At 62.2% G+C, this 23,538-nt stretch carries 22 protein-coding genes; 8 read left to right on the top strand and 14 right to left on the bottom strand.

The window, feature by feature from the left end; all coding sequences use genetic code 11:
- Position 1: 1 nt before the first annotated feature.
- From KEC16_RS00280 to purQ, 7 genes are all read right to left on the bottom strand, one after another.
- Positions 2–652: a pyridoxamine 5'-phosphate oxidase family protein gene (locus KEC16_RS00280; RefSeq protein ID WP_211545661.1), complete on the bottom strand. Its 651-nt coding sequence runs from the start codon at positions 650–652 to the stop codon at positions 2–4.
- A gap of 111 nt (positions 653–763) precedes the next feature.
- Entirely contained in the window at positions 764–1,096 is a 333-nt protein-coding gene (gene grxD, locus KEC16_RS00275; protein ID WP_211545660.1) for a Grx4 family monothiol glutaredoxin, read from the bottom strand.
- A gap of 112 nt (positions 1,097–1,208) precedes the next feature.
- Complete coding sequence (locus KEC16_RS00270; protein WP_211545659.1) at positions 1,209–1,466, bottom strand: BolA family protein; 258 nt, start codon at positions 1,464–1,466, stop codon at positions 1,209–1,211.
- 72 nt (positions 1,467–1,538) lie between these two features.
- Positions 1,539–2,096, bottom strand: coding sequence for a hypothetical protein (locus KEC16_RS00265; RefSeq protein WP_211545658.1), 558 nt, complete (start codon positions 2,094–2,096; stop codon positions 1,539–1,541).
- A 63-nt stretch (positions 2,097–2,159) separates the two neighbouring features.
- Positions 2,160–3,026, bottom strand: coding sequence for an EamA family transporter RarD (rarD, locus tag KEC16_RS00260; RefSeq protein ID WP_211545657.1), 867 nt, complete (start codon positions 3,024–3,026; stop codon positions 2,160–2,162).
- A gap of 303 nt (positions 3,027–3,329) precedes the next feature.
- Positions 3,330–5,528, bottom strand: a complete 2,199-nt coding sequence (purL, locus tag KEC16_RS00255) for a phosphoribosylformylglycinamidine synthase subunit PurL (protein WP_211545656.1) — start codon at positions 5,526–5,528, stop codon at positions 3,330–3,332.
- Entirely contained in the window at positions 5,525–6,214 is a 690-nt protein-coding gene (gene purQ / locus KEC16_RS00250; protein WP_211545655.1) for a phosphoribosylformylglycinamidine synthase subunit PurQ, read from the bottom strand. The genes purL and purQ overlap by 4 nt, the downstream gene beginning before the upstream one ends.
- Before the next feature lie 159 nt (positions 6,215–6,373).
- On the opposite strand from purQ, the gene KEC16_RS00245 reads away from it, so the two are divergent.
- The 5 genes from KEC16_RS00245 (at position 6,374) to KEC16_RS00225 (ending at position 13,657) form a co-directional block, all read left to right on the top strand.
- Positions 6,374–8,047, top strand: coding sequence for an ABC transporter permease (locus KEC16_RS00245; protein WP_346343979.1), 1,674 nt, complete (start codon positions 6,374–6,376; stop codon positions 8,045–8,047).
- The gene (locus tag KEC16_RS00240) at positions 8,044–9,093 is read left to right on the top strand and encodes an ABC transporter ATP-binding protein (RefSeq protein WP_211545654.1); all 1,050 of its coding nucleotides are present in this window, start codon (positions 8,044–8,046) and stop codon (positions 9,091–9,093) included. The genes KEC16_RS00245 and KEC16_RS00240 overlap by 4 nt, the downstream gene beginning before the upstream one ends.
- A gap of 73 nt (positions 9,094–9,166) precedes the next feature.
- Positions 9,167–10,183, top strand: a complete 1,017-nt coding sequence (locus KEC16_RS00235; protein ID WP_211545653.1) for a Fe(3+) ABC transporter substrate-binding protein — start codon at positions 9,167–9,169, stop codon at positions 10,181–10,183.
- A gap of 165 nt (positions 10,184–10,348) precedes the next feature.
- The gene (locus tag KEC16_RS00230; protein ID WP_211545652.1) at positions 10,349–12,421 is read left to right on the top strand and encodes a putative bifunctional diguanylate cyclase/phosphodiesterase; all 2,073 of its coding nucleotides are present in this window, start codon (positions 10,349–10,351) and stop codon (positions 12,419–12,421) included.
- 21 nt (positions 12,422–12,442) lie between these two features.
- A complete protein-coding gene (locus KEC16_RS00225; protein ID WP_211545651.1) occupies positions 12,443–13,657 on the top strand; it encodes a ribosomal eL19 family protein in 1,215 nt (404 codons plus the stop codon).
- A 373-nt stretch (positions 13,658–14,030) separates the two neighbouring features.
- Here the strand turns inward: KEC16_RS00225 and KEC16_RS00220 are convergent, their stop codons facing one another.
- The 3 genes from KEC16_RS00220 to KEC16_RS00210 all read right to left on the bottom strand — a co-directional run bounded on the left by KEC16_RS00220 (position 14,031) and on the right by KEC16_RS00210 (position 17,985).
- Positions 14,031–15,791 (bottom strand): AMP-binding protein, encoded by a 1,761-nt coding sequence (locus KEC16_RS00220; RefSeq protein ID WP_249208598.1) that lies wholly within the window; start codon positions 15,789–15,791, stop codon positions 14,031–14,033.
- 128 nt (positions 15,792–15,919) lie between these two features.
- Positions 15,920–16,801: a DMT family transporter gene (locus KEC16_RS00215; protein ID WP_211545650.1), complete on the bottom strand. Its 882-nt coding sequence runs from the start codon at positions 16,799–16,801 to the stop codon at positions 15,920–15,922.
- Positions 16,798–17,985 (bottom strand): SGNH/GDSL hydrolase family protein, encoded by a 1,188-nt coding sequence (locus tag KEC16_RS00210; RefSeq protein ID WP_211545649.1) that lies wholly within the window; start codon positions 17,983–17,985, stop codon positions 16,798–16,800. Before KEC16_RS00210 ends, KEC16_RS00215 begins: the two co-directional genes overlap by 4 nt.
- Before the next feature lie 75 nt (positions 17,986–18,060).
- Between KEC16_RS00210 and KEC16_RS00205 the strand changes: the two genes are divergently transcribed.
- The 3 genes from KEC16_RS00205 to KEC16_RS00195 are packed head-to-tail and all read left to right on the top strand — an operon-like array spanning position 18,061 to position 20,427.
- On the top strand, positions 18,061–18,474 hold the full coding sequence (locus KEC16_RS00205) for an HIT domain-containing protein (RefSeq protein ID WP_211545648.1): 414 nt from the start codon (positions 18,061–18,063) through the stop codon (positions 18,472–18,474).
- Position 18,475: 1 nt separating this feature from the next.
- On the top strand, positions 18,476–19,063 hold the full coding sequence (locus tag KEC16_RS00200) for a hypothetical protein (RefSeq protein WP_211545647.1): 588 nt from the start codon (positions 18,476–18,478) through the stop codon (positions 19,061–19,063).
- Positions 19,060–20,427: a cryptochrome/photolyase family protein gene (locus KEC16_RS00195; RefSeq protein ID WP_211545646.1), complete on the top strand. Its 1,368-nt coding sequence runs from the start codon at positions 19,060–19,062 to the stop codon at positions 20,425–20,427. Before KEC16_RS00200 ends, KEC16_RS00195 begins: the two co-directional genes overlap by 4 nt.
- On the opposite strand, the gene KEC16_RS00190 is transcribed toward KEC16_RS00195, so the two are convergent.
- The 4 genes from KEC16_RS00190 to KEC16_RS00175 all read right to left on the bottom strand — a co-directional run bounded on the left by KEC16_RS00190 (position 20,384) and on the right by KEC16_RS00175 (position 23,525).
- On the bottom strand, positions 20,384–20,806 hold the full coding sequence (locus tag KEC16_RS00190) for a YbaN family protein (protein WP_211545645.1): 423 nt from the start codon (positions 20,804–20,806) through the stop codon (positions 20,384–20,386). The genes KEC16_RS00195 and KEC16_RS00190 overlap by 44 nt on opposite strands.
- 31 nt (positions 20,807–20,837) lie before the next feature.
- Positions 20,838–21,227, bottom strand: coding sequence for a DUF983 domain-containing protein (locus KEC16_RS00185; protein ID WP_211545644.1), 390 nt, complete (start codon positions 21,225–21,227; stop codon positions 20,838–20,840).
- Between the two features lie 70 nt (positions 21,228–21,297).
- Positions 21,298–22,914 carry a fumarate hydratase gene (locus KEC16_RS00180; protein ID WP_211545643.1) on the bottom strand — a complete coding sequence of 539 codons (1,617 nt, stop codon included), beginning with the start codon at positions 22,912–22,914 and terminating at the stop codon, positions 21,298–21,300.
- A 125-nt stretch (positions 22,915–23,039) separates the two neighbouring features.
- Positions 23,040–23,525 (bottom strand): SspB family protein, encoded by a 486-nt coding sequence (locus KEC16_RS00175; protein ID WP_211545642.1) that lies wholly within the window; start codon positions 23,523–23,525, stop codon positions 23,040–23,042.
- Positions 23,526–23,538 lie beyond the last annotated feature (13 nt).

Below are 23,538 nucleotides of genomic sequence, written 5' to 3'. Positions count from 1 at the left end.
TTCAGATGGTCCGCCGACCATCTGGTTGAATCAGTTCAAGCCCGGAGGGAACGTATTCATCGGCCTGGGCTTGTCCCAGGACCGTCACCACCGGCACCACCCCGCCCCAAACCGGCAAAGCCAGATCGTCATGCCGTTCCACCGGCTGACCGCTCCGCGCCTTGAGCGACCCCTCCGCGATCGGCAGGCGGAAAACGGCGGTAACCGCCAGTTCCTTGGCGTCAGGGGGGCGGACGATGGCGGCGCGGCCTGGCCAAACCTTGTCAACCAAAGCCATCAACACGCGATTTTTCTCGGCGGCCTCGGTCACCTCGGAAGCCACGCCGAACAACATCACCGAACGGTAATTGACCGAATGATGCATGGCTGAACGGGCCAACACCAAACCGTCAAGCAGCGACACGGTGGCACAGATTTCAGCCCCGCCGCGCAAGGTCTGGGCGAAACGGCCATTGGTGGCGAAGTGGAAATATAGGCCATCGCCGACTCGCCAGGCGTTGGTCGGCAGGACAAAGGGGCTCCCATCTTGGACAAAGCCCAGATGCGTGACCAGCGATTGGTCGAGAACCGCGCAAATGGCGTCGAAATCATACTCGACGCGGTCGGATTTGCGCTTGGCGGTGGTGCGTGGAGTTTGCGGCAAGATCGTCATAAGGGAATTTATGCCAAAGCAACAAACCCTTGGAAAGGAACGAAATTGCACCCGTCCAATAAAAAAGGCCGCCCCGGTGGGCGACCTTTTCCATTCTCGCGAACCGCGCGATCAGCCGTTAAAGGCGATGCCCTTGTCCTTGAACAAAGCCGCCAATTCGCCGCTGCCGGCCATTTCGCGGACGATGTCGCAGCCGCCGACGAACTCGCTCTTGACGTAGAGCTGCGGCAGGGTCGGCCAGTTGCTGAACTGCTTGATACCTTCACGCAGGCTGGGATCGACCAAAATGTCGACGCCCTTGAATTTGACACCCAGGGCGGTAAGCACCTGGACCACGGCGGCGGAAAAGCCGCATTGCGGGAACATAGGCGTTCCCTTCATGTACAAGACCACGTCGTTTTCGCTGAGATCTTGCTGAATGCGCTCGAAAGCCGGATTGCTCATGGGTGATAACCTATATGCAAGGGTAAAGGCGGAATTGGAATTGTTTCAATGTAGGGTGATCGGGATGGCTGTGCAACATGCTTGCGACAGCTTTTACCAGCTTTGACGCCGGTCAACCCTTGACCCAATCGGGGGCGTTTTCCGGCGTCGCCGTTTGCAGCGCCAGGGCATGCAACTCGCCGCCCATCTTGCCCTGCAACGCGCCATAGACCATCTGGTGTTGGGCCACCCGACTTTTGCCGGTGAAAGCCTCGGAAACCACCAGGGCCGAGTAATGGTCGCCGTCGCCGCGCAAATCTTCGATGATGACCTTGGCGTCGGGAAAAGCCTCTTTGATCATCTGCTCGATCACACTGGCTTCCATGGGCATGAAAAAATCTCCTGGTCGGTGACTTGGCGAAAGCGCGGCCATATTGCGCCAACACCCCGGCAGGGTCAAAACTTACCGAGGCCGATAAGTATAGATTGGCACGACGCCACGGGTGGTGGTGGTCTTCGTGAGATCCAAGTGATGGGCAGCCTTTAAATCGTCGCGCCAAGGCAGTTTGGTGGTGACGCAATTGCCTTGCAACTGATTCATATCAATGTTTTTGGGATCAAGCATACCGCTGGGGACCACCTTTTGATGCAGACGCATGAACCGAGCCGAAATCAAAACCGGGTCACGCCCCTTGCCCCCCAGGGTCACGGTGGAATTGCGGTCGCGAAAAAAATCGGCGAACTCCCCTTCCAGCAGCTTCTGGTTGGGGGCCGCCGCCACCATGGCGCCGCACAAACCCAACAGGCCGCCATCATTGAAGGCGCGGATTACGGTGATGACGGTCATCCGCTGCTGTTGCAAGCTGCCGGGCTGCACCTCGATGCTGTAACCGGTCTTGTCGCCGACCATTTGCCCCGGCTTATCCACCCAATCAGTATAGCCGACAATGCGCGGCGCGCAGGCGGCAACGACTAAAAGCGGCAGCACAGGCAGAAACCGGATCATGGTGACGAAAGACATCACGCTCTCCATCAGCGCACGGGACCCCAGAACAATAACCCTTATCAAGGGAATATTCGCCGATTATATCGCGGGCTTGCGTTGAGGCCAGGAATACAGCGCCAGCCCGCACCAGATGGCGCCAAAGGCGATGGCGTGGGCCTGGGTAAAGGTTTCGCCCAGCCAAAACACCGCCACCAGCATCTGCACGGTGGGATTGATGTACATCATCAACCCCAAGGTCGATAGCCGCAGCCGGCGGGCGCCATAGGCGAACAGCGCCAAGGGGATGGCGGTCAGCGGCCCGGCCACGGCGATCAGGGCGACCAGCTTGCCGTCGTCGCTGTGGACCAGGACGCCGCCGCCCTGCCACAGCAGATAAGCCACAGCCAACGGCACCAGCAAGGCGGCCTCGACGAACAGGCCCGCCATGGCGCCGACGACGATGGTCTTGCGCAACAGGCCATAGGTGCCGAAACTGAACGCCAAGGTCAGCGCCACCCACGGCACGCCGTGGCCCCCGGCCACCAGCCACACCACCCCCAGCGCCGCCAGCACCACCGCCGCCCCCTGACGCCGGGTCAGCTTTTCCCCCAGCACCAACCGGGCCAGCACCACCGAAATCAGTGGAAAGATGAAATAGCCCAGGCTGGCTTCCAGCGCCCGCCCGTTACTGACCGCCCAGATGTAAAAGCCCCAGTTGATGGCGATGACCAGGGCCGAGCCCGCCAATCCGCCCAACACCCGCCGATCGGCGAAAGCGGCGCGGATTTCACCGAAACGCCCCCAGGCCACTTGCACCAGCAGCGCGAACACCGCCCCGCCGACAATGCGATGAGCCAACACCTCGGGGGCCGGTACGCTGGCCAGGGCATTGAAATAGATCCCGAACACCCCCCAGCACAAAAAGGCGGCAAGGGCGGCGAAAGCGCCGGAACGGGCGGGTTCCATGAATTCTCCTTGAAGGGCCATTCCCGCCCCCGGACCGGGGCAGAACGGCGGCGATCTTGCTCTGGGTCGCCTTGCCCTGACAACAGGGGAATTGCCCCTATACCTTTGTTGAAGGCACGGTCATAGCCTGAAAAAGAAAGGCCGGCTTCCCCTGCGGAAAGCCGGCCTTTGCCATGCTCGTGCCAGTTATACCACCCGGCCAATGAACTGACCCGTTGGGTCCGTTCATGCCGAGATGGTTTCGCTCAACGCCGCGCGGGCTTGCCGGCCGCCCAAACGGATCATTTCAAAGGGCGGCCGGTATTAATGGCCGGACATTTCCCCACCCATGTAAGCGGGCAGCCAGCCTTCGTTCGTCGCCTTCAACTCGGCCACGCCGACCGCGGCGCCGCCGACAGCGATGTCATTGCCGCCGGTCTTGCCGATGACGCGGGCGACGCAATCATGTTCCTGCGCCGCTTCCAGCACGGCGACCAGATCATCTTGGCCCACTTCCAACAGATAGCGGCCCTGATCCTCGCCGAAACACCAAGCATGCAACGGCACGCTGGCCGGAGCGTCCAAGCTGGCGCCGATCCCGCTGGCCATGGCCATTTCGGCCACCGCCACCAGCAGACCGCCATCGGAAATATCGTGGCAGGCGACAATTTGTTCATCTTGGATCAACTGGCGGACCAGTTCACCCTTGCGCCGCTCGCGATGCAGCGCCACCGGCGGCGGCGCGCCTTCTTCACGGCCACAGACTTCGCGCAGATACAGCGACGCCCCCAGCCAGCCCTTGGTTTCCCCCAACAGCACGATGTGGTTGCCGCCGGCCTTGAAGGCCAGTGTCATATGCTTGTTGACGTCATCCAACAGACCGACGGCGCCAATGGCCGGAGTTGGCTGAATGGCGGTGCCTTGGGTTTCGTTGTACAGCGAGACATTGCCCGAGACGACGGGGAAATCCAACTCGCGGCAGGCTTCGCCCATGCCTTTGATCGCCTCGACGATCTGGCCCATGATCTCGTGCTTTTCCGGATTGCCGAAATTCAGATTATCGGTCACCGCCAACGGCACGGCCCCCGTCGCCGACAGGTTGCGATAAGCCTCGGCCACCGCCTGACGGCCCCCCTGGTGCGGGTCGGCCTGACAATAACGCGGCGTGCAATCGGTGGTGATGGCCACCGCCTTGTTGGTGCCGTGAATACGGACGACGGCGGCGTCGCCACCGGGACGCTGCACGGTGTCGCCCATGACCATGTGGTCATATTGCTGCCAGATCCAACGCTTGGAGGCCAGATCGGGGCATCCCAACAAGGTCTTGAGCGCCGAAACGGGATCAACCGCTTCGATCTGTTCGGCCGGAATCACCGGCTGCTTGGCCGGGGCCACCCACGGGCGGTCATATTCGGGCGAGGCCTGGGCCAACGGGTCGATGGGCAGGTTGGCCACCACCTCGCCATGGCGCTTCAGCACCATGCGGCCGGTATCGGTCAAGGTGCCGATGACGGCGAAATCCAGTTCCCACTTGTCCATGATGGCGCGGGCCACGTCTTCCTTGCCCGGCTTGAGGATCATCAGCATGCGTTCTTGCGATTCCGACAGCATGATCTCGTAGGCGCTCATGCCTTCTTCGCGCATGGGCACGCTGTCCAGGTCCAGCTCGACGCCCAGACCGCCCTTGGAGGCCATCTCGAACGAAGACGAGGTCAGACCGGCGGCGCCCATATCCTGAATGGCGACGATGACGTCGGTGGCCATCAATTCCAGGCAGGCTTCGATCAGCAGCTTTTCGGTGAAGGGATCGCCGACCTGAACCGTCGGACGCTTTTCCTCGGACTTCTCGTCGAATTCGGCCGAAGCCATGGTGGCGCCATGGATGCCGTCGCGACCGGTCTTGGAACCGAAATAGACCACCGGATTGCCGACGCCGGCGGCGGCCGAATAGAAAATGTTATTCTTGTCGGCCAAGCCCACGGTCATGGCGTTGACCAGGATGTTGCCGTTGTAGGATTTGTGGAAATTGGTCTCGCCGCCGACGGTGGGGACACCGACGCAATTGCCATAGCCGCCGATGCCGGCGACGACGCCAGCCACCAGATGGCGGGTCTTGGCATTGCTGGGATCGCCGAAACGCAGGGCGTTCATGTTGGCGATGGGCCGCGCGCCCATGGTGAAGACGTCGCGCAAGATGCCGCCGACACCGGTCGCCGCGCCCTGATAGGGTTCGATGAACGACGGGTGATTGTGGCTTTCCATCTTGAAGACGATGGCCTGATCGTCGCCGATGTCGATAATGCCGGCATTCTCGCCCGGACCGCAAATGACCCACGGCGCCTTGGTCGGCAAGGTCTTCAGCCACTTCTTCGACGACTTATAGGAACAATGCTCGGACCACATGACCGAGAAGATGCCGAGCTCGGTCAGATTGGGGGGGCGGCCCATGATCTCGAGGATCAGCGTGTATTCATCCGGCTTGATGCCGTGCTGGGCGATGATTTCGGGGGTAATCTGGCTCACGACAGCGCCTCCACCAGCGAATCGAACATCAGCTTGCCGTCGGCCCCGCCCAGCAGGTCCTCGGCCAGGCGTTCCGGGTGCGGCATCAGCCCCAGCACGGTCTTCTTTTCGTTATAGACGCCAGCGACATTGCCCAACGAGCCGTTGGGGTTGAATTCGGGCGCCACGGCACCATCGGCGCCGCAATAGCGAAAAGCGATCTGACCGTTGTCTTCCATTTCCCGGTAGGTCTTGGGATCGACGAAGTAATTGCCTTCGGCATGGGCGATGGGGTAGCGCACCACATCGCCGCTGCGGTAATAGCGGCAAAAATCGGTGCGGTCGTTTTCGACGCGCAGGAAGACATCCTTGCAGATGAACTTCAGCCCGGCGTTCCGCATCAGCACGCCGGGCAGCAGCCCCGCCTCGGTGATGATCTGGAAGCCGTTGCAGATGCCCAGCACCCGCGCGCCTTGATCGGCACGGGCCTTGACCTCTTGCATGATCGGCGAATGGGCGGCCATGGCGCCACAGCGCAGGTAATCGCCATAAGAGAACCCGCCCGGCACGACGATCAGATCGACGGCGGGCAGTTGGGTGTCACGGTGCCAAACCATAAGCGGCTTGGACCCCATGCTGGCTTCGAGCGCCACGGCGACGTCACGGTCGCAGTTGGAGCCGGGAAATACGATGACGGCGGCTTTCACGGGCAATCCCTGATCGGTTGGGATGGGAAGCGTCTTCTTAATACGGAACCGTGACGGTTTCCAGTTGAAAGCAGGGAATTCGCGCCGGAAGACCGATTGCCATTGCTAATCACTTGCAATATCATCCTCTTCCTTTTGTCCCGCCCCTGGAAAATTCGCGTGCCGGCATACCCACACAAACACAATGGCTATAAAGCTCCCCTGCCCTGGCTGGTGGCCGTCCTGGCATTGGCGGCGCTGGTGGCGCTGCCGGTGCTGGTGGTGACCGCCAACCTGCTGGTGCCGTCGGGGGATGTCTGGACCCATCTGGCCGCCACCGTATTGGGTTCCTATATCGGTAACTCGCTGCTGCTGATGGCCGGGGTCGGCACCGGCGTCGCCATCGGCGGGGTGGGCACGGCTTGGCTGGTGACCATGTGCCGCTTTCGCTTGAGCCGGGTCCTGGAATGGGCGTTGCTGCTGCCCATGGCCATGCCGGCCTATGTGGTCGCCTATACCTATACCGACCTGCTGGATTATTCCGGTCCGCTGCAAAGCGTCTTGCGTGCCGTCTTCGGCTGGTCCAGCGCCCGCGATTACTGGTTTCCCGACATTCGTTCGCTTGGCGGGGCCATCGCGGTGATGGTGATGGTGCTCTACCCCTATGTCTATATCCTGGCCCGCGCCGCCTTCTTGGAACAATCGGTCTGCGTGCTGGAAGCCAGCCGCACCTTGGGACGCGGCCCTTGGCGCGCCTTTGGCCAAGTGGCCTTGCCGTTGGCCCGCGCCTCGATCATCGCCGGCATCGCCTTGGCCTTGATGGAAACGTTGAACGATTTCGGCACCGTGCAATATTTCGCCGTCGATACCTTTACCACCGGCATTTACCGTACCTGGCTGGGCATGGGCCAACCGATTGCGGCGGCACAATTGGGGGCGGTGCTGATGATCTTCGTCGCCGCCTTGATCGTGATGGAACGCCTGTCGCGCGGTGGCGCCAAAAGCCATCACACCACCAGCCGCTACCGCCGCTTGCCGCAAATCCCGCTGACCGGCTGGCGCGGCGGCTTGGCCTTGGGCTTTTCCCTTTTGCCGGTGCTGCTGGGTTTCGTCGTTCCCGCCTTGGTGCTGGCCGGCTGGACCTTGCAGGTCGGACTGGAAAATTCGTTCGGCGGCGATTTTTCCCGGTTGGCCGGCAATTCGCTGATCCTGGCGGTCATCGCCGGCATGACAGCGGTGGCGGTCGCCCTGGTGCTGGCCTATGCCCAGCGCCTACATCCGCGCCCCCTGATCCGTTTCGCCGTCCGTATTGCCTCGTTGGGCTATGCCGTGCCCGGTTCGGTCATCGCCGTCGGCATCTTGGTGCCGCTGGTGGCGGCAGACCGCGCCCTCGCCCACGGCATCGAAAGCTGGACCGGCCGCTCGCCCGGCTTGCTGATGACCGGCACCATTTTCGCCTTGGTCTATGCCTATCTGGTGCGGTTCCTGGCCGTTTCCACCAACAGCATCGAGGCCAGCCTGGCCAAGGTGACACCATCGCTGGAAGCCGCCGCCCGCACTCTGGGCTGCGGCACGGTAACCGCGCTGCGCCGAGTGCACATCCCAATGATTCGCGGCAGCCTGCTGTCGGCCGCCCTGTTGGTCTTCGTCGATGTGATGAAGGAATTGCCGGCCACCTTGATCATGCGTCCCTTCAATTTCGACACCTTGGCGACGCGAACCTTCACCTTGGCCTCGGACGAGCGCCTGGCCGATGCCGGCGCCCCGGCCCTGGCCATCGTCCTGGTCGGGCTGGTGCCGGTGCTGCTGCTCAGCCGGGCCATCGCCAAATCACGACCGGGAGAAAGCGAATGAACTCCACCACCGGATTGGTGATGAGCAATATCACCCATCATTTCGGCCGCACCCAAGTGGTGGACGACGTGTCGTTAAGCATCGCTCCGGGTGAGTTGTTGTGCCTGCTGGGACCATCGGGCTGCGGCAAGACCACCACCTTGCGCATCGCCGCCGGCCTGGAAGTGCCCAGCGCTGGAACCGTGGTGCTGAACGGCACGGAAGTTTCCGGCCCCCACGCCCAATTACCGCCGGAAAGCCGCCATGTCGGTTTTCTGTTTCAAGATTACGCCCTGTTCCCGCATCTGCGGGTGCGCGGCAATGTCGAATTCGGCCTTGCCGGCAAACCCGCGGCCGAACGCCGCGCCCGCGCCGAGGAAATGCTGGATCAGGTCGGCATGGCCGATTATGCCGAATCCTGGCCGCATCAATTGTCGGGGGGGCAGCAACAGCGCGTCGCCCTGGCCCGCGCCCTGGCCCCCAATCCCGGATTGATGCTGCTGGACGAACCATTTTCCGGCCTGGACAAGCGCCTGCGCGATCAGGTGCGCGACGAGACCCTGCATGTGTTGAAACGCAACCGGGTATCCACCTTGATGGTCACCCACGACCCCGAAGAAGCCATGTTCATGGCCGACCGCGTCGCCGTCATGCGCCAGGGCCGCATCGTTCAGATGGATCAGCCGCAAACGCTGTACAACCAGCCGGCAGATCCCTTCGTCGCCTCGTTCTTCGGCGAGGTCAACGTCTTCGATGCCGCCATCGCGGACGGCATGGCGCAAACCCCGCTGGGACCTTTCGCCGCCTCGCTGAACGGCGCCGGCAAGGCCCAAGTGCTGATCCGCCCCGAAGGCATCAGCCTTGACCCCGCCGGCGGCGCCGAGGGGATCGTCCTGGCCGCGCGCCTGCTGGGCCGCGTCAGCCTGGTTCATCTGCGGGTTGAACACCCGACCCTGCCGGCGCACCACCTGCATGCCCGTCTGGCCAGCCGCGCCTTGCCCGCCGAAGGTGAAAGAATTCGCATTACCGTCGATCCGTCGCAGGTCTTCATCTTTCCCGCCGCATAGCTCTTTCACCTCGGGAGCGTGCGTGTTAGCGTGCGCGCATGCAAATCACTCGCATTACCATGGAGCTTCTCTCATGCGCCTGTTCAGCCGTCTTGCCCTGACCGTCGCCGCCTGTCTGGCCGCCGGCACGGTTTCGGCCGCCGAGGTCAACATCTATTCGGCCCGCAAGGACCATCTGCTCAAGCCGGTATTGGATGCCTTCACCCAAGAAACCGGCATCGCCGTCAACCTGCTGTCGGCCGACGCCACCCAATTGCTGGAACGACTGAAAAGCGAAGGCAAGGACAGCCCGGCCGACATGTTCATCGCCACCGACGTGGTGCACCTGCATGCCGCCCGCGCCGCCGATTTGTTGCAGCCCGTCACGTCGACAGTGCTGGAACAGGCGATTCCGACCCAATATCGCGATCCGCAGGGCTATTGGTTTGGCCTGTCGGCCCGTGCCCGCGTGATCTTTTATGCCAAGGATCGGGTCAAGCCGGCAGAGCTGTCCACCTTCGAGGATCTGGTCAGCCCGAAATGGAAAGGCCGCATCTGCGTCCGTTCGTCGTCGTCTACCTATAACCAGTCACTGCTGGGCGGCATCATCGCGGCCCTGGGCGAGGTCAAGGCGGAAGCCTGGGCCAAGGGCATCACCGAGAACATGGCGCGCAAGCCCCAAGGCGGCGACCGCGACCAGATCGCCGCCGTCGCCGCCGGGCAATGCGACCTCGCCATTGCCAACACCTATTATTTTGGCGGCATGCAGACCTCGGATAAGCAATCCGAGCGGGACGCCGCCGCCAAGGTCGGCTTGTTCTTCCCCAACCAAAATGATCGCGGCGCCCCCATGAACGTCTCTGGCGCCGGCCTGACCATCTCGGCCAAGAACAAGACCGAGGCGATGACGCTGCTGGAATTCATGGCCGGCGCCCATGCGCAAAAGCTGTTCGCCGAGGCCAATAACGAATTCCCGGTCCTGACCTCGGCGGCGCTGTCGCCCACCGTCGCCGCCTGGGGACCGTTCAAAGGCGAAAGCATCAACGTCGCCGTCCTGGGTGAAAACGCCGCGCACGCCGTCCGCATCTTCGATCGCGTCGGCTGGCGCTAACCCTTTGGTCAGGGGGGCATGGCCGCGCCTTGCTCCCCTGGCACAGCCCAGCTATGCTTAAGGACTAGCATCCTGCTCCTTGCCAACGTGCCTGAGAAAATGGCACTGATGTATGCGCACAGAAATTGTGCAGGAGGGGAAAAGCGTTTGGACGGTGGCGACAGCATGATGGATCGGACCTCACGGAAGGAAAAGGCCAAAGCCATTTCCAACCAGTACCGTTCCTTGTTTGAAAATGCCGTCGAGGGCATTTACCGCACCACCCCATCGGGACGCTATCTTAACGCCAATCAGGCCCTGGCCCGCATCTATGGCTATGACACCCCCAAGGATCTGATTGCCGGCCTGACCGACATCGCCCACGGTCTGTACGTCCATCCCGACGACCGCGAACGGTTCAAGCGATTGCTGGATCACGATTCGGTGGTCCGCAATTTCGAAGCCCAGGTCTATCGCAAATCGGGCGAGATCATCTGGATCGCCGAGAATGCGCGGCTGGTCCGCGACGACGACGGCAACGTCGTGTGTTACGAAGGCACGGTCCAAGACATCACCGACCGCAAAAAGGCGGAAGAACGGCTGCGTCTGGCCGCGACCGTCTACGAGAATGTCGGCGAGGCGATCATCGTCACCGATACCGCCAACGTCGTTCATGCCATCAACCCGGCCTTCACCCGCATGACCGGCTTTGCCGTCGATCAAGTGGTCAATCTGGCCTCCAAATTCATTGCCGACGAAATCAACGACCCCAAGACGGTGGAAGAAGCCTGGGAATGCGCCCGCAGCGGTGACACCTGGCACGGCGAATTGTGGGGCCGGCGCTCCAATGGCGACGTCTTCCCCGCCTCGGTCGCGCTGACCGGAGTCCAGGGCGAGGACGGCGCCGTCAACAGCTTCGTCATGGTCGCCAGCGACGTCACCCGCCGCAAGATGGACGAACAACGCATCCGCTTTCATGCCCGCCACGACGCCTTGACCAAGCTGGCCAACCGTCACACGGTGATGGAAGCCCTGGGCGACGCCATCGTCCGCGCCGAACACGAAGGCCACCGCTTGGCCTTGCTATTCCTTGACGTCAACCGCTTCAAGGATGTCAACGACAGCTTCGGCCACGCCGCCGGCGATGAATTGCTGCGGCAAGTGGCCCGTCGGCTTAAGGGCTGCGTCCGCGCCAGCGACATCATCGGCCGCCTGGGCGGTGACGAATTCGTCGTCGCCCTGCCGGCCATCAACGACATCCAAGGCGCCCTGGCCTGCGTCGAAAAGGTTCTCTATGCCTTTTCCGAGCCGTTCGCCCTGCCGGAACAGGAATTGTACGCCTCCACCAGCATTGGCGTCGCCTTGTACCCCGATCACGCCGATTGCGCCGAAACCTTGCTGTCGCACGCCGATGCCGCCATGTACCACGCCAAGGCCGGCGGCAATCCCTATCGCTTTTACGACAGCGACATGGATCGTCAGGCGGCCGAACGGGTCAATTTGGAAAACGATTTGCGCCATGCCCTGGCCGAGTCGCAATTCCGGCTGTACTACCAGCCCAAGGTCGATGGCATCTTACGCAAGGTGGTGGCGGCCGAAGCGCTGATCCGCTGGACTCATCCGACGCGCGGCAATGTCAGCCCGGCTTTGTTCATCCCCGTCGCCGAACGCGCCGGGCTGATCGGCGCCATCGGCGATTGGGCCCTGGCCGAGGCATGCCGACAAATGCGGCTGTGGCTGGATGCCGGCATCGATTTCGGCTGCGTCTCGGTCAATCTGTCGCCGGCGCAATTCCATGACGCCAGCCTGAAAAACAAGGTCGAGCGCGCCTTGGCGCAATGGCGGTTGCCGGCGTCGGTGCTGGAACTGGAAATCACCGAAACCATGATGGCCACCGAGGTCGACCGGGCCATTTGCATCCTGGGCGAGTTGCGCCAGATGGGGGTGCGGCTGTCCATCGACGATTTCGGCACCGGCTATTCGTCGCTGGCCTATCTGAAACTGTTCCCGGTCGATGTCTTGAAGATCGACCGCGCCTTTGTCATGGAATTGCCCGGCAACCGCAAGGACGGCGCCATCGTCTCTTCCATCGCCACCCTGGCCGCCAATCTGGGCTTTGAGGTTATCGCCGAAGGGGTGGAAACCGAAGCCCAAGCCGGCTTCCTGCTGGCCAAGGGGGTCACCCTGATGCAGGGCTTCCTGTTCAGCCCGGCCGTGCCGCCCGACGACTTCGCCCAGTTGGTGCGCAACGGGGTTTAAAGCCCAAAGAAAACATACTTTATGGACGCCATCGCCAAGAAAATGCTACGTTCACGTGCATTTTTCACCGGCCGCACCTTGAATTGCGCCCATCAGCCGAGGTCTCCGATGAGCGGAAAGCGGTTCCCCCTTCAGGCTAAAGCCGCCCAGCTAACGACAAAGAACGCCGCTACGCCACCACCCTCCCGTTTCACCCCACCGTCCTCTTCCTTGACGGCACAGGCCAAGCCTGCGCCGGAGGTGGCAAAGGCGCATCCGCCGCCGCCTACTCGCTTCACCCCACCGTCCTCTTCCTTGACGGCGCAGACCAAGCCCGTGCCAATGGCGGCAAAGGCACATACACCGCCGCCCACCCGCTTCGCCCCACCGCCCCCCTCCTTGACGGCGCAGGCCAAGCCTGCACCAGTAGCGACAAAGCCGCATACACCGCCATCCACTCGATACGGTTCATCGGCCGGGCAAGCCAAGGTGACGCAGCAGCGGCCAGGGCATGCCGGGGGCAAAACGCTGCAAGCGTATTTCATCTACAAAACAAAACAGATGGATGCCGAGTCACTGGATGAAATAAGAGATTTTCTCAAACAGAATTACCCAAAACTTCTCTCTAACTTCAATAAAATTGCTAATAATGCCCAAAATAATACCATCACTTCCTGGCTCAAAGATAACAATATAAAAACACCTGTATCCCAGATATTGAACCAAAAAATAGAAGAAGAGGATGACGATGATAACATTTCTGTATTTTCAGATACAAAATCAAAAATGACCCTCGACACAAGATTTGATTTACTTGGTGGAAAAAGCCAAACACAGAAAGCAAATGTCGGCACGTTGAGAACAGAAATATGGAAAAATGCAAATTCCCTGACGTCAGAAGGGTTATTAGGCATTTTCGGCACAGCACAGAGATTCAATACACAAAGCACATTTGCTTTTGCCAGAAGAATATCTAATAGAAAAAGTGGTGAAGATTACATTTTTTCAACAAAATTAAGCGTCTCATATATTAAATATTTATACGAAACACTGGCAATGAACGGAGCGGAATTCCTGTACGAGCGTGACAAAGGAACAAGCAACACACTGCACGCCGAAAAATTAATCGCGACAAATCTTATCAACAACAAGGAAGATTTGGGAGAGTGGGAAATATTTATCAGCCAGCCTCGATGCGAAATATGCGCAAAAGATGCAGTCATAAGTCAGTTTGGGGCAATATACGAAGCTCAGTAACGAACCAAAAAGTTATCCGATATCCTGAACTTCCATCTCCCCAAGGACTTCGCGCTTAGCACTGATACCAAGTCCCGGTAAGAGGAACTCATCGAGATTTGGGTTAGGCTCACGGGGCCGCGCGGCTTATGCCGCGGGAGGCAAGGGTTTTGGAGAAATCCGCCCGCCGCTTGAGGCCGCCGATGATCGGTTCCGATCACCGGTGCGGAATGAGCCGCGGCGTTGCCTCCGCACACGCCGAGGCGACGCACGGACGCCTCAGCCGCCGGACCGGATCCTTCTCAAAGGATGGGCCGACAGCGACGAGCACACCTGACAACATCGATTCGCACGAAACGAGACGGCGATCATTCCCTGGGCGACTCGCAACGGGTTATTCGTCGTCGAAGCGCCCCGGACTGACCGGGATGATATGCGATTCGTCTTCTTCCGGTTCGGCCACCGCCTTGGCTTTCAAGGCCCGGCGCAGAATCTTGCCGGTACTGGTCTTGGGCATGGTTTCGACAAAGTGGATTTCCCGTGGCGCCAGGGTGGCGCCCAGGCATTGGCGGGCAAAGGTCAGCAATTCGATGCGCAGCGCCTCGCCGGCTTCAAAGCCGGGATTGAGCGAGATGAACGCCACCGGCACCTCGCGCAGCAGCAGATCGGGCTTGCCGACGACGCCGATTTCGGCCACGGCCGGATGATCCATCAGGCCGCATTCCACCTCGAACGGGCCGATGGTGTGCGACGCCGATTTGATCATGTCATCGGCACGGCCGACGAACCAAAAGCAGCCATCGGCATCGCGGCGCACCAGATCACCGGTCAGATACCAACCATCGACGAAGGATGAATCGTAATGGGCGCCCTCGCCCATATAGGCGGTGAACATGGATGGCAGATCGGCGCGCAAGGCCAATTCCCCCACCTCATCCACCCGTTCGACCGAGGTAATGCGAGAGAGATCGCGGTCGATCACCGCGGCCTGGACGCCGGGCAGCGGCATGCCCATGCTGCCGGCCTTGGCCCGGCCGGGACAATTGGCGATGGCGATAGCCCCGGTTTCGGTCTGCCACCAGGTATCAAGGAACGGCACGCCCAAGGCCTTTTCCCCCCAGGCCACCGCCTCGGGGTTCAGCGGCTCGCCGACGCTGGCGGCGACCCGCAGCGAATTTTCCTTATACGAGCGGGCCAAGGCGGCGCCATAGCGCATCATCATGCGGATATTGGTCGGCGTGGTGTACCACACCGTCACCTTTTCATCCTTCAAGATGCCGTACCAGCGACGCGGATCGAAATCAGCCTCGTCGACCACCACCATGCAGCCATTGGCCAAGGGCGCGATCTGGGCATAGGCGGTATTGGTGATCCAGCCCGGATCGGCGGTGCACCAATAGACATCGTCGGGGACCAGTCCAAAGACCTGACGGGCGGTCAAGGTCTCGGCAATGACGGCGGAATGCGAGTGCAAAACCCCCTTGGGGGTGCCGGTGGTGCCGCTGGTGAAATGCAAAAAGGCCGGAGTTTCCGGCGCCGTCGCGGCGGTGGCGGCGGGGGTGGCGGCGGCGATGGCCGTGTTGAAATCCTCGCCATCGGCACCGGTCACCGTCCGCCCATCCTCGCCCACCAATAGAACCAGGGACAGATCGGGCAGCGACGCACGCAGGCCGGCGACCTTGCGGCGATACAAATCCTCGGTGGCGATCAGCGCCTTGGCCCCGGACAATTCCAGCCGCGACTTCAACGGCCCCGGACCAAAAGCGGAAAACAGCGGGCAGAACACCGCCCCGATCTTCCAGCAGCCAAAGGCGGCCACGTACAACTCGACCGAACGGCCGGTCAGCACCGCCACCGTGTCGCCGGCGCCGATGCCGCGCGCGGCCAGGGCCGCGGCCAGCCGCGCCGACAGATCGGCAAGCTGGGCATAGGAAAGGTGGCGTTTCTCGTAACGCCGCCCCAGACTAAGCAAGGCCGGCCGATCGCCACGTCCCTCGGCGACATGACGATCCAGCGCCGCATGGGCGATATTCATTTCCCCAATGCCCGGTCCACCCAAAGCGTGACGCGCCTGCGTCCAATCCAATTCAGGTGAAGCCGTGGCACTGCCGAAACATTGTTCGGCAATGGTCTGGCCGGAATTCGGCGGAACCATTCATCCTCCCGCTTTGGCTCTGCATGACCGGCGACCCGGCCACGACATTGCATGATGGCGGTGCATTCTGGCGACACACGCCCGCCGACGCAACGGCTTGATACGCAAACCTGCGATGCACGTGTTCGTCAACGCCGGCGCATGGTGGCCAAGGCGATCCCGGCGAAGATCAGCCCCCCGCCCAGGGCATGGAACCAGGCGAAAGTCTCGCCCAGCAGCGCCACGCCCAAGATGGCGGTAAACAGCGGAATCAGGTTGGCGAACAGACCGGCGGTCGGCGCCCCCACCGAGGCCACGCCCAAATTCCAGAAATAATACGCCAGCAACGAAGCACAGACGGCGGTATAGGCGATCACCCCCAGGGTCATCGGCCGCAGGTGAACCGTGTAGCCAAGGCTGAGTTCGAACAGATAGAACGGCAAGATCATCAGCCAGCCCAAGACGATCAGCGCCGTCAGCAAGGTGAAGCCGCGCACCGGGATGGGAAAGCGGCGCAGCATCACCGAATAGGTCGCCCACGACGCCGAGGCCAACAGCATCAGCCCGTCGCCCGGCGTCAGGGTCAAGGTGGCCAGCCGCGCCGGCTCGCCCCGCGTCACCACCGTCAGCAGACCAATGATCGATACCGCCATGCCCAGGGTCTGGCGCGGCCGAATCGGGTCCCCCAGCCACAGCCGCGCCAACAGCAACACCATGATCGGCAGCGCCGTGCCCACCAAGGTGGCGTTGATGGCGGTGGTGGTCTGCACCGCCAGATACAGCAAGGTGTTATAGGCGGCGACGCTGGTCAGGGCCATGCCCAGAACCGGCCGCCAATGCCGCCACAAAATACCCCGGCTGGCCCACAGATCACGGCCGGTAAACGGCAGGATCAGCGCCAGCGCCAAAATCCAGCGCCAGAAGGCCAAAGCCACCGGCGGCAGGTCGCCGGCGGTGGCCCGGGCCAACAGCGCGTTGCCGGCCCAAAATAGCGGCGGCAACAGCAGCAGCAGGAACGAACGGTTAATCACTGCGCCGCCGGCACGGCGACGGGGGAAACAGCTTCGGGCAGCGGCCCCGGCAGCATGTCGCCGACGCGTTTGGCCATGGTCTCACCGATCAATTTGGCGAAAACCGGGGAATAATGGACCGGGTCGATATAGGCGTTGCCTTCCGCCGGCTCCAATTCGGCCAACCACAGCATGTCTTGCTCCCACAGCTTGCCTGTTCCGCGCATCTCGGCCAGGCGGGCATAGGCCTTGGCGGTGGCCACGTAGGGGGCCATCTGCTCGGGCCGCAACGGCAACGCCCGCTTGGCGTTGTCGTAGTGGAAGGTGGGAACCGGCTGTTGCACGAACAAGACCTTGACGCCAAAGCGTTCGGCCATGGCGGAGATCAGGCGGCGATTGGCGTCCAGCCGGGCCAAAGAGGATTCGACCTGAGCATCGCTGACGCATTCGGCTTCAAGCTCCACCGTGCGCCCCGGCTCGGGGATGCCGAACAGCCCCCGGAACAAACTGGCCAGCGCCGATTGACGAACCAAGGTTTCGACGCTGACCGGAATATCGGCCAAGGCCAGACGATGGCTCCAGGCGGTGCGCTCGGGCTTGCTGCAATGCAGGAAATCATCCAGGCCATGGACAAAGACAGCCACGTCCGGCTTGTCGCCGGTGGCCAGCATCTCGGCAAAGGCGACACGGTCTTGGGTCGAGTACCAGCCGGGGACCCCCCGGTTTTCCACCCGCGCCGCCTTCCCATTGCGCGACAGCGTCGCCGCCACGACGGCGGGAATGGTTTCGCCATCGGCCAAGCCATGGCCGAACACCGAGCCTCCGCCGAACACCGCGACCCGCGCCCCGGCATCGCCGATCACACCGCCGCGAATTCCGCCTTCGGATACCGTCACATGCTTGCCTTGGCGCGCAGGCATGCGATATTCGATCAGCGGCGCGTAAATGCCGTCACGCGATTGCGGCGTTTCCTCCAGCACTTCGCGATAGCGTCCGGGTTCGGCGCTGTCGTAAAGCTTGGCGATGTCCTTGTCGGACAGCTTCACCGCCCGCGACGACGCATCGACGCGATTGATGATCAGGCTTGCGCCCCATTCGGCGACGGGCAACAACACGGCCAACAACAGCACTAGCCGAGGCAGCGTGCCGAAAGCTCCGGCGGGAAAATTGGATTCTGTATGGTGGCGGGACCGGCGACGGCGCATCACATTCTCTTCAAAGTGGGCGTCAGCTCTGGTGATACCGCGAAAACATAGCCAGTGGCAATTGGGAGCTTTCAAATGTTCGAGCTGCACCCCCGTCTTAATGCCGATACCATCCCGGTGATCGACTGGCCGCTGTGCCGGATTTTGTTGATGAACGAATGCTCTTGGCCCTGGCTGGTCCTGGTGCCGCGCCGCCACGGCATCACCGAAATTCACGAACTGGATGGCGGTGATCAGGAATTGCTGATCAAGGAAATCGCCGCCGCCTCGCGGCGTTTGCAGAACCTGAGCGGCGCCGACAAGATGAACGTGGCCGCCCTTGGCAACATGGTGCCGCAACTGCACATCCATGTTATCGCCCGCTTCCAGGACGATCCGGCCTGGCCCAAGCCGGTGTTCGGCTTTCAGCCCCCCGCTTCCTATAATTCCGAGTTTCTCGCCCGTCATATGCCTCAATTGATCGCGGCGCTGACCGACGACACCAATTAACATGCTGCTGAACGGTGTCCATCTGCTGCCTGACCTCAGCGGCGCGCTGATCTGGCCGCAACGGCAATTGTTGGCGGTGGCCGACCCCATTGATGCCGCTGACGCCCGCGCCGCGCCGCAAGCGGCGGCCGAGGCCATCCGTCGGCTGGCGACCTTGGCCCGCCAGCGCCGGCCACGCACCATCGTCTGGCTGGGCCAAGCCCTGCCGGCCTTGCTGGCGGCGGAGAAAGTGCCCCCACGCGAATGCGGCGAACTTGCCCGCCTGCGGCGCGAACACGAATGGATCTGGGTCGAGGATGAATTGACTCTGGCGCCGCTGACCTTCCGCCTCAATGCTGGCACGGCGACCAAGGGCGGCGAAATCATCGCCCAGCCCTCGCCGCTGGCTCGTCACGACGGCGCCACCTGGCCGGCTTTCATCATTGATGGCCGTCGTCTGGCCCTGCCGGCCTTTGGTCCGCGACCATACGGCATCGAGGTGATGAATCCGGCCTTCCTGTCCTTGTTCCGCCGCCCGTTTCAAGCCGTGATGCTGGTGCGCGGCCGCATCGTCACCCGCGCCCGCGCCCGCCTGGAGCCCGCCCCATGACCGCCCCCATCCTGATTTGGCTGCGCCGCGACCTCCGCCTCGCCGATCACCCCGCCTTGGCCGCCGCCGCCGCCGAAGGCCCGGTGGTGCTGGCCTTTTGCCTGGACGAACAAGGCGGCCGCCCCTTTGGCGGCGCTTCGCGCTGGTGGCTGCACCAATCCCTCGCCCAGCTTGGCGGCGTCACCCTGGCCTTGGGCCGCTCGGAACAGGAAATCCCCCGATTGGCCCTGGCCTGCGGCGCCCGTGCGGTTTATTGGAACCAATCGGCCGATCCGGTCTTGCGCACCGTCGAGGATCGCGTGCAGGCGGCGCTGACCGTGCCGTGCCGCATTTTTCCCGGCGATACCTTGTTCGCGCCGGGCAGCGTTCGCAGCAAAAGCGGCGGTCAGTTCCAAGTCTTCACCGCCTTTTGGCGCGCCGCCCTGGCCCTGCCGCCGCCAGCCCGACCGCTGCCGGCCCCTGCCGCTTTGCATGTGGCCCCCTGCCCCGGCCTGGAGCTGAACGCCCTGGGACTGATGCCGAAATTGGAGTGGTGGCGTTCCATGGCCAGTGCCTGGCGGCCGGGCGAAGCCGGGGCCACCACCCTGCTGGGCGCTTTTCTCGATGGTCCGGTGCAGGCCTATCACCGCCAACGCGACCGCCCCGACCACGACGCCACCTCGCGCCTGTCGCCGCATCTGGCCTTTGGCGAAATCTCACCCCGGCAAATCTGGCACGCGGCACAGGCCGTGCCGCCCGACGACGGCGTGCGGACTTTTTTGAAGGAATTGGGCTGGCGCGAATTCAGCCGCCACCTGCTGGCCAACCATCCAACCCTGCCACAGGTGCCGCTGCGCCGGGAATTCGCCGCCTTTCCCTGGCGCGACGACCCGGCCGCCCTGCGCCAGTGGCAGATGGGCCGCACCGGCTATCCCATCGTCGATGCCGGCATGCGGCAATTATGGGCCACCGGCTGGATGCATAACCGCGTCCGCATGGTCGTCGCCTCGTTTCTGATCAAGGATTTGCTGATCCCCTGGCAAGCGGGCGAGGAATGGTTCTGGGACACCTTGGTCGATGCCGATTCAGCCAGCAACGCCGCCTCGTGGCAATGGGTGGCCGGCAGCGGCGCCGATGCCGCGCCGTTTTTCCGCATCTTCAATCCGGTGACCCAAGGCGAGAAATTCGACCCCGATGGCAGCTATGTACGCAATTGGGTGCCGGAACTGGCGCATCTGTCCACGGCGGTGATCCATCAGCCCTGGAAACTGGGCCGGGTTCCTGGCTATCCACCGCCGATGATCGACCACGCCGCCGCCCGCACGCGCGCCTTGGCCGCGTTCAAGGGGCTTCGCGGCGCGCCGGAGCAGCCGCGCTTTCTATAGTCGAGGGATGTTTGAGCACGAACCAAGCCCCATAGGCGCAGACGCCCCCCATGCCGGCCATGGCCGCCCACGGCGCGTTGGACCAGCCGACCATCCACACCATGGCCGCGCTCATGCTGGTGACAGAAATGATTTTGGCTTTGATCGGGATGATCCGATGCAGTTCCCACGCCTTCAGCGGCGGTCCCAGCAAAGGATGATGCAGCAACCAGGAATGAAACCGCCGGGATGAACGGGCAAAACACCACAACGCCAGCAACAGAAACGGCGTTGTCGGCAGCAGCGGCAGGAAAATACCGATCACCCCCAGGCCGGTGAACATCCAGCCCAGGAAAAACATCGCCCAACGGCGCAATGGCGGTGCGTCGAAATCAGCCATGAGCCGATCATAGCACAGGCTGAGAGTAGGTTTAATCGGGCACGCCGTCGCCTTGATGTTCGTCGCCCCGCAGACGCAAGCGCCACATCAGGGCGACCGTGGCGCCCTTGAACGCCGGCAACAGCACGGCGATCAGGACGGCGGTCGCCACCATGGCGGCGGCGACAAAGGGCAGCATGGGCGGCGCCCATCCCCGCTCCACCCACAGCGCCACCGGAACCACCAGATGAGCGACGGCGAACAAAGTGAAATAGGCCGGGCCGTCATCGGCGCGGATATGGCCCAGAACCTCGCCGCAATGGCTACACCGATCCACCACCCGAAGATAGGCGTGCAAGACCCGGCCACAGCCACACCGAGGGCAATGACCGGAAAATCCGCGAAACAGGGTCTTGAGCAGCGGCGGAACCATGACAGGCATATGGGCAGCCGCCAGCCATGAAAAAAGGGGCGCCATCGACGGCGCCCCTTTGCTTGGATGTTCGGCGAAATCAGTGAGCGAATTCGGCGAAGAAATCGTTGCCCTTGTCATCGACGACGATGAAGGCGGGGAAATCGACCACTTCGATGCGCCAGATGGCTTCCATGCCCAATTCGGGATATTCCACCACTTCCACCTTCTTGATGCAGTCCTGGGCCAGACGGGCGGCGGCGCCGCCGATTGACCCCAGATAGAAGCCGCCATGCTTCTTACAGGCATCGGTGACCGCCTGAGAGCGATTGCCCTTGGCGATCATCAGCATCGAGCCGCCAGCGGCCTGGAACTGATCAACATAGGAATCCATGCGGCCGGCGGTGGTCGGACCGAACGAGCCCGAGGCCATGCCGGTCGGCGTCTTGGCCGGACCGGCGTAATAGACACCCGCTTGTTTAAAGTATTCCGGCAGAGCTTCACCGCGATCCAAGCGTTCCTTCAGCTTGGCGTGGGCGATATCGCGGGCGACGATCATCGGCCCGGTCAGGCTGACCCGGGTTTTGATCGGGTATTGCGACAAAGTCTTGCGGATCTCATCCATGGGCCGATTGAGATCGATCTTGACCACCTCGCCCGACAGCTTCGAGCCGTCCACGTCCGGCAGATACTTGGCCGGATCGCGCTCCAAGGCCTCGACATAAACGCCGTCCTTGGTGATCTTGCCCAAAATCTGACGGTCGGCCGAGCACGACACGCCGATGGCCACCGGGCACGACGCCCCATGGCGCGGCAGACGGACGACGCGGACGTCGTGGCAGAAATACTTACCGCCGAACTGGGCGCCGATGCCCATGTCCTGGGTCAGCTTCAACACCACCTGTTCCAGTTCCACGTCGCGGAAGGCACGGCCCTGCTTGTTGCCGCTGGTCGGCAGGCTGTCCAGGTATTTGGCCGAAGCCAGCTTGACCGTCTTCAGCGCCATTTCCGCCGACAGGCCGCCGATGACGATGGCCAAATGGTAAGGCGGGCAGGCCGAAGTGCCGAGGGTGCGGATCTGGGCGTCCAGGAATTTCAGCAAGCTGGTCGGATTGAGCAGCGCCTTGGTCTGCTGATAGAGGAAGGTCTTGTTGGCCGAGCCGCCGCCCTTGGCCATGAACATGAACTTGTAGGCATCGCCCTCGGTGGCGTACAGGTCGATTTGCGCCGGCAAATTAGTGCCGGTATTGACCTCTTCGTACATGTCCAGGGGGGCGGTCTGCGAATAGCGCAAATTGAGGTCGGTATAGGCCTGCTGCACGCCACGGGAAATGGCTTCCTCGTCATTGGCGCCGGTCCAGACCCGCTGGCCCTTCTTGCCCATGACGATGGCGGTGCCGGTATCTTGGCACATGGGCAAGGTGCCGCCAGCGGCGATACAGGCGTTCTTCAGCAGATCATAAGCGACGAATTTGTCGTTGGCCGAAGCCTCGGCGTCATCAAGAATGCCGCGCAGCGAAGCCAGATGCGCCGGACGCAACAGGTGCGAAGTATCCTTGATCGCTTCGAAGGTCAGCCGGGTGATCGCTTGCGGCGTCACGGTGACCACGTCCTGGCCGTTGAAGCTGGCGGTCCCGACTCCGTCGGAAGTGATCTTGCGATAGGGCGTGTCATCGTGGGAGAGCGGGAACAGCTCCTGATAGACGAAATCGGTCATGGCTTTGCGCATCCTCGGGCCGAGGTGGAAATGGGTAGGCACGCCCCACCCTTGTCGGGTAGGGTTACCGACCTTGGTCAAACACCTTTTTCAGTCATGCGTCAAGTATTGGACGCGCAACGGCTTTATTTCTTGCGGAAAGCATCAAGGGCAATGACCTTGCCCTCGGCATCGGCGGGAATGTCCACCACCGGGGCGGATTCAGTTTCACCGATCTCTTCCTCGGGCTCGTCGATGTCGTCGTCATCGCCGTCAAGCGCCTGGAATTGCAGACCGAACTTGGCCGATGGATCGGCAAAGCCGGTGATGGCGGCATAGGGGATGATCAGAGTTTCGGTCTTGCCGGAAAAGGACAGACTGACACGGAAGAAAGTTTCCGCCGCCTCCAGCCCCCAGAACTGGTGCTGAAGCACGATGGTCATCTCCTCGGGATGGCGGGCCAGGATGTGGTCAGCCGCCTGCACGCCGGGGAAATGGGTGCGGAAAGTGATATAGAAATGATGGTCGCCGAACAATCCGTCGCGGGCCGTCTTAATCAAGGCTTCGCGCACGACGCCGCGCAGGGCGTCTTCCACCATTTTATCGTAACGCAGCGTTTCGTCTTCGCTCATTTAATCCCGTTCC

Origin of the sequence: Magnetospirillum sulfuroxidans, from assembly GCF_018224925.1 — a bacterium.
GTDB lineage: Bacteria > Pseudomonadota > Alphaproteobacteria > Rhodospirillales > Magnetospirillaceae > Magnetospirillum > Magnetospirillum sulfuroxidans.
The sequence above is the reverse complement of the archived record's forward strand: the minus strand, read 5'-3'. Positions and strand labels throughout refer to the sequence as shown.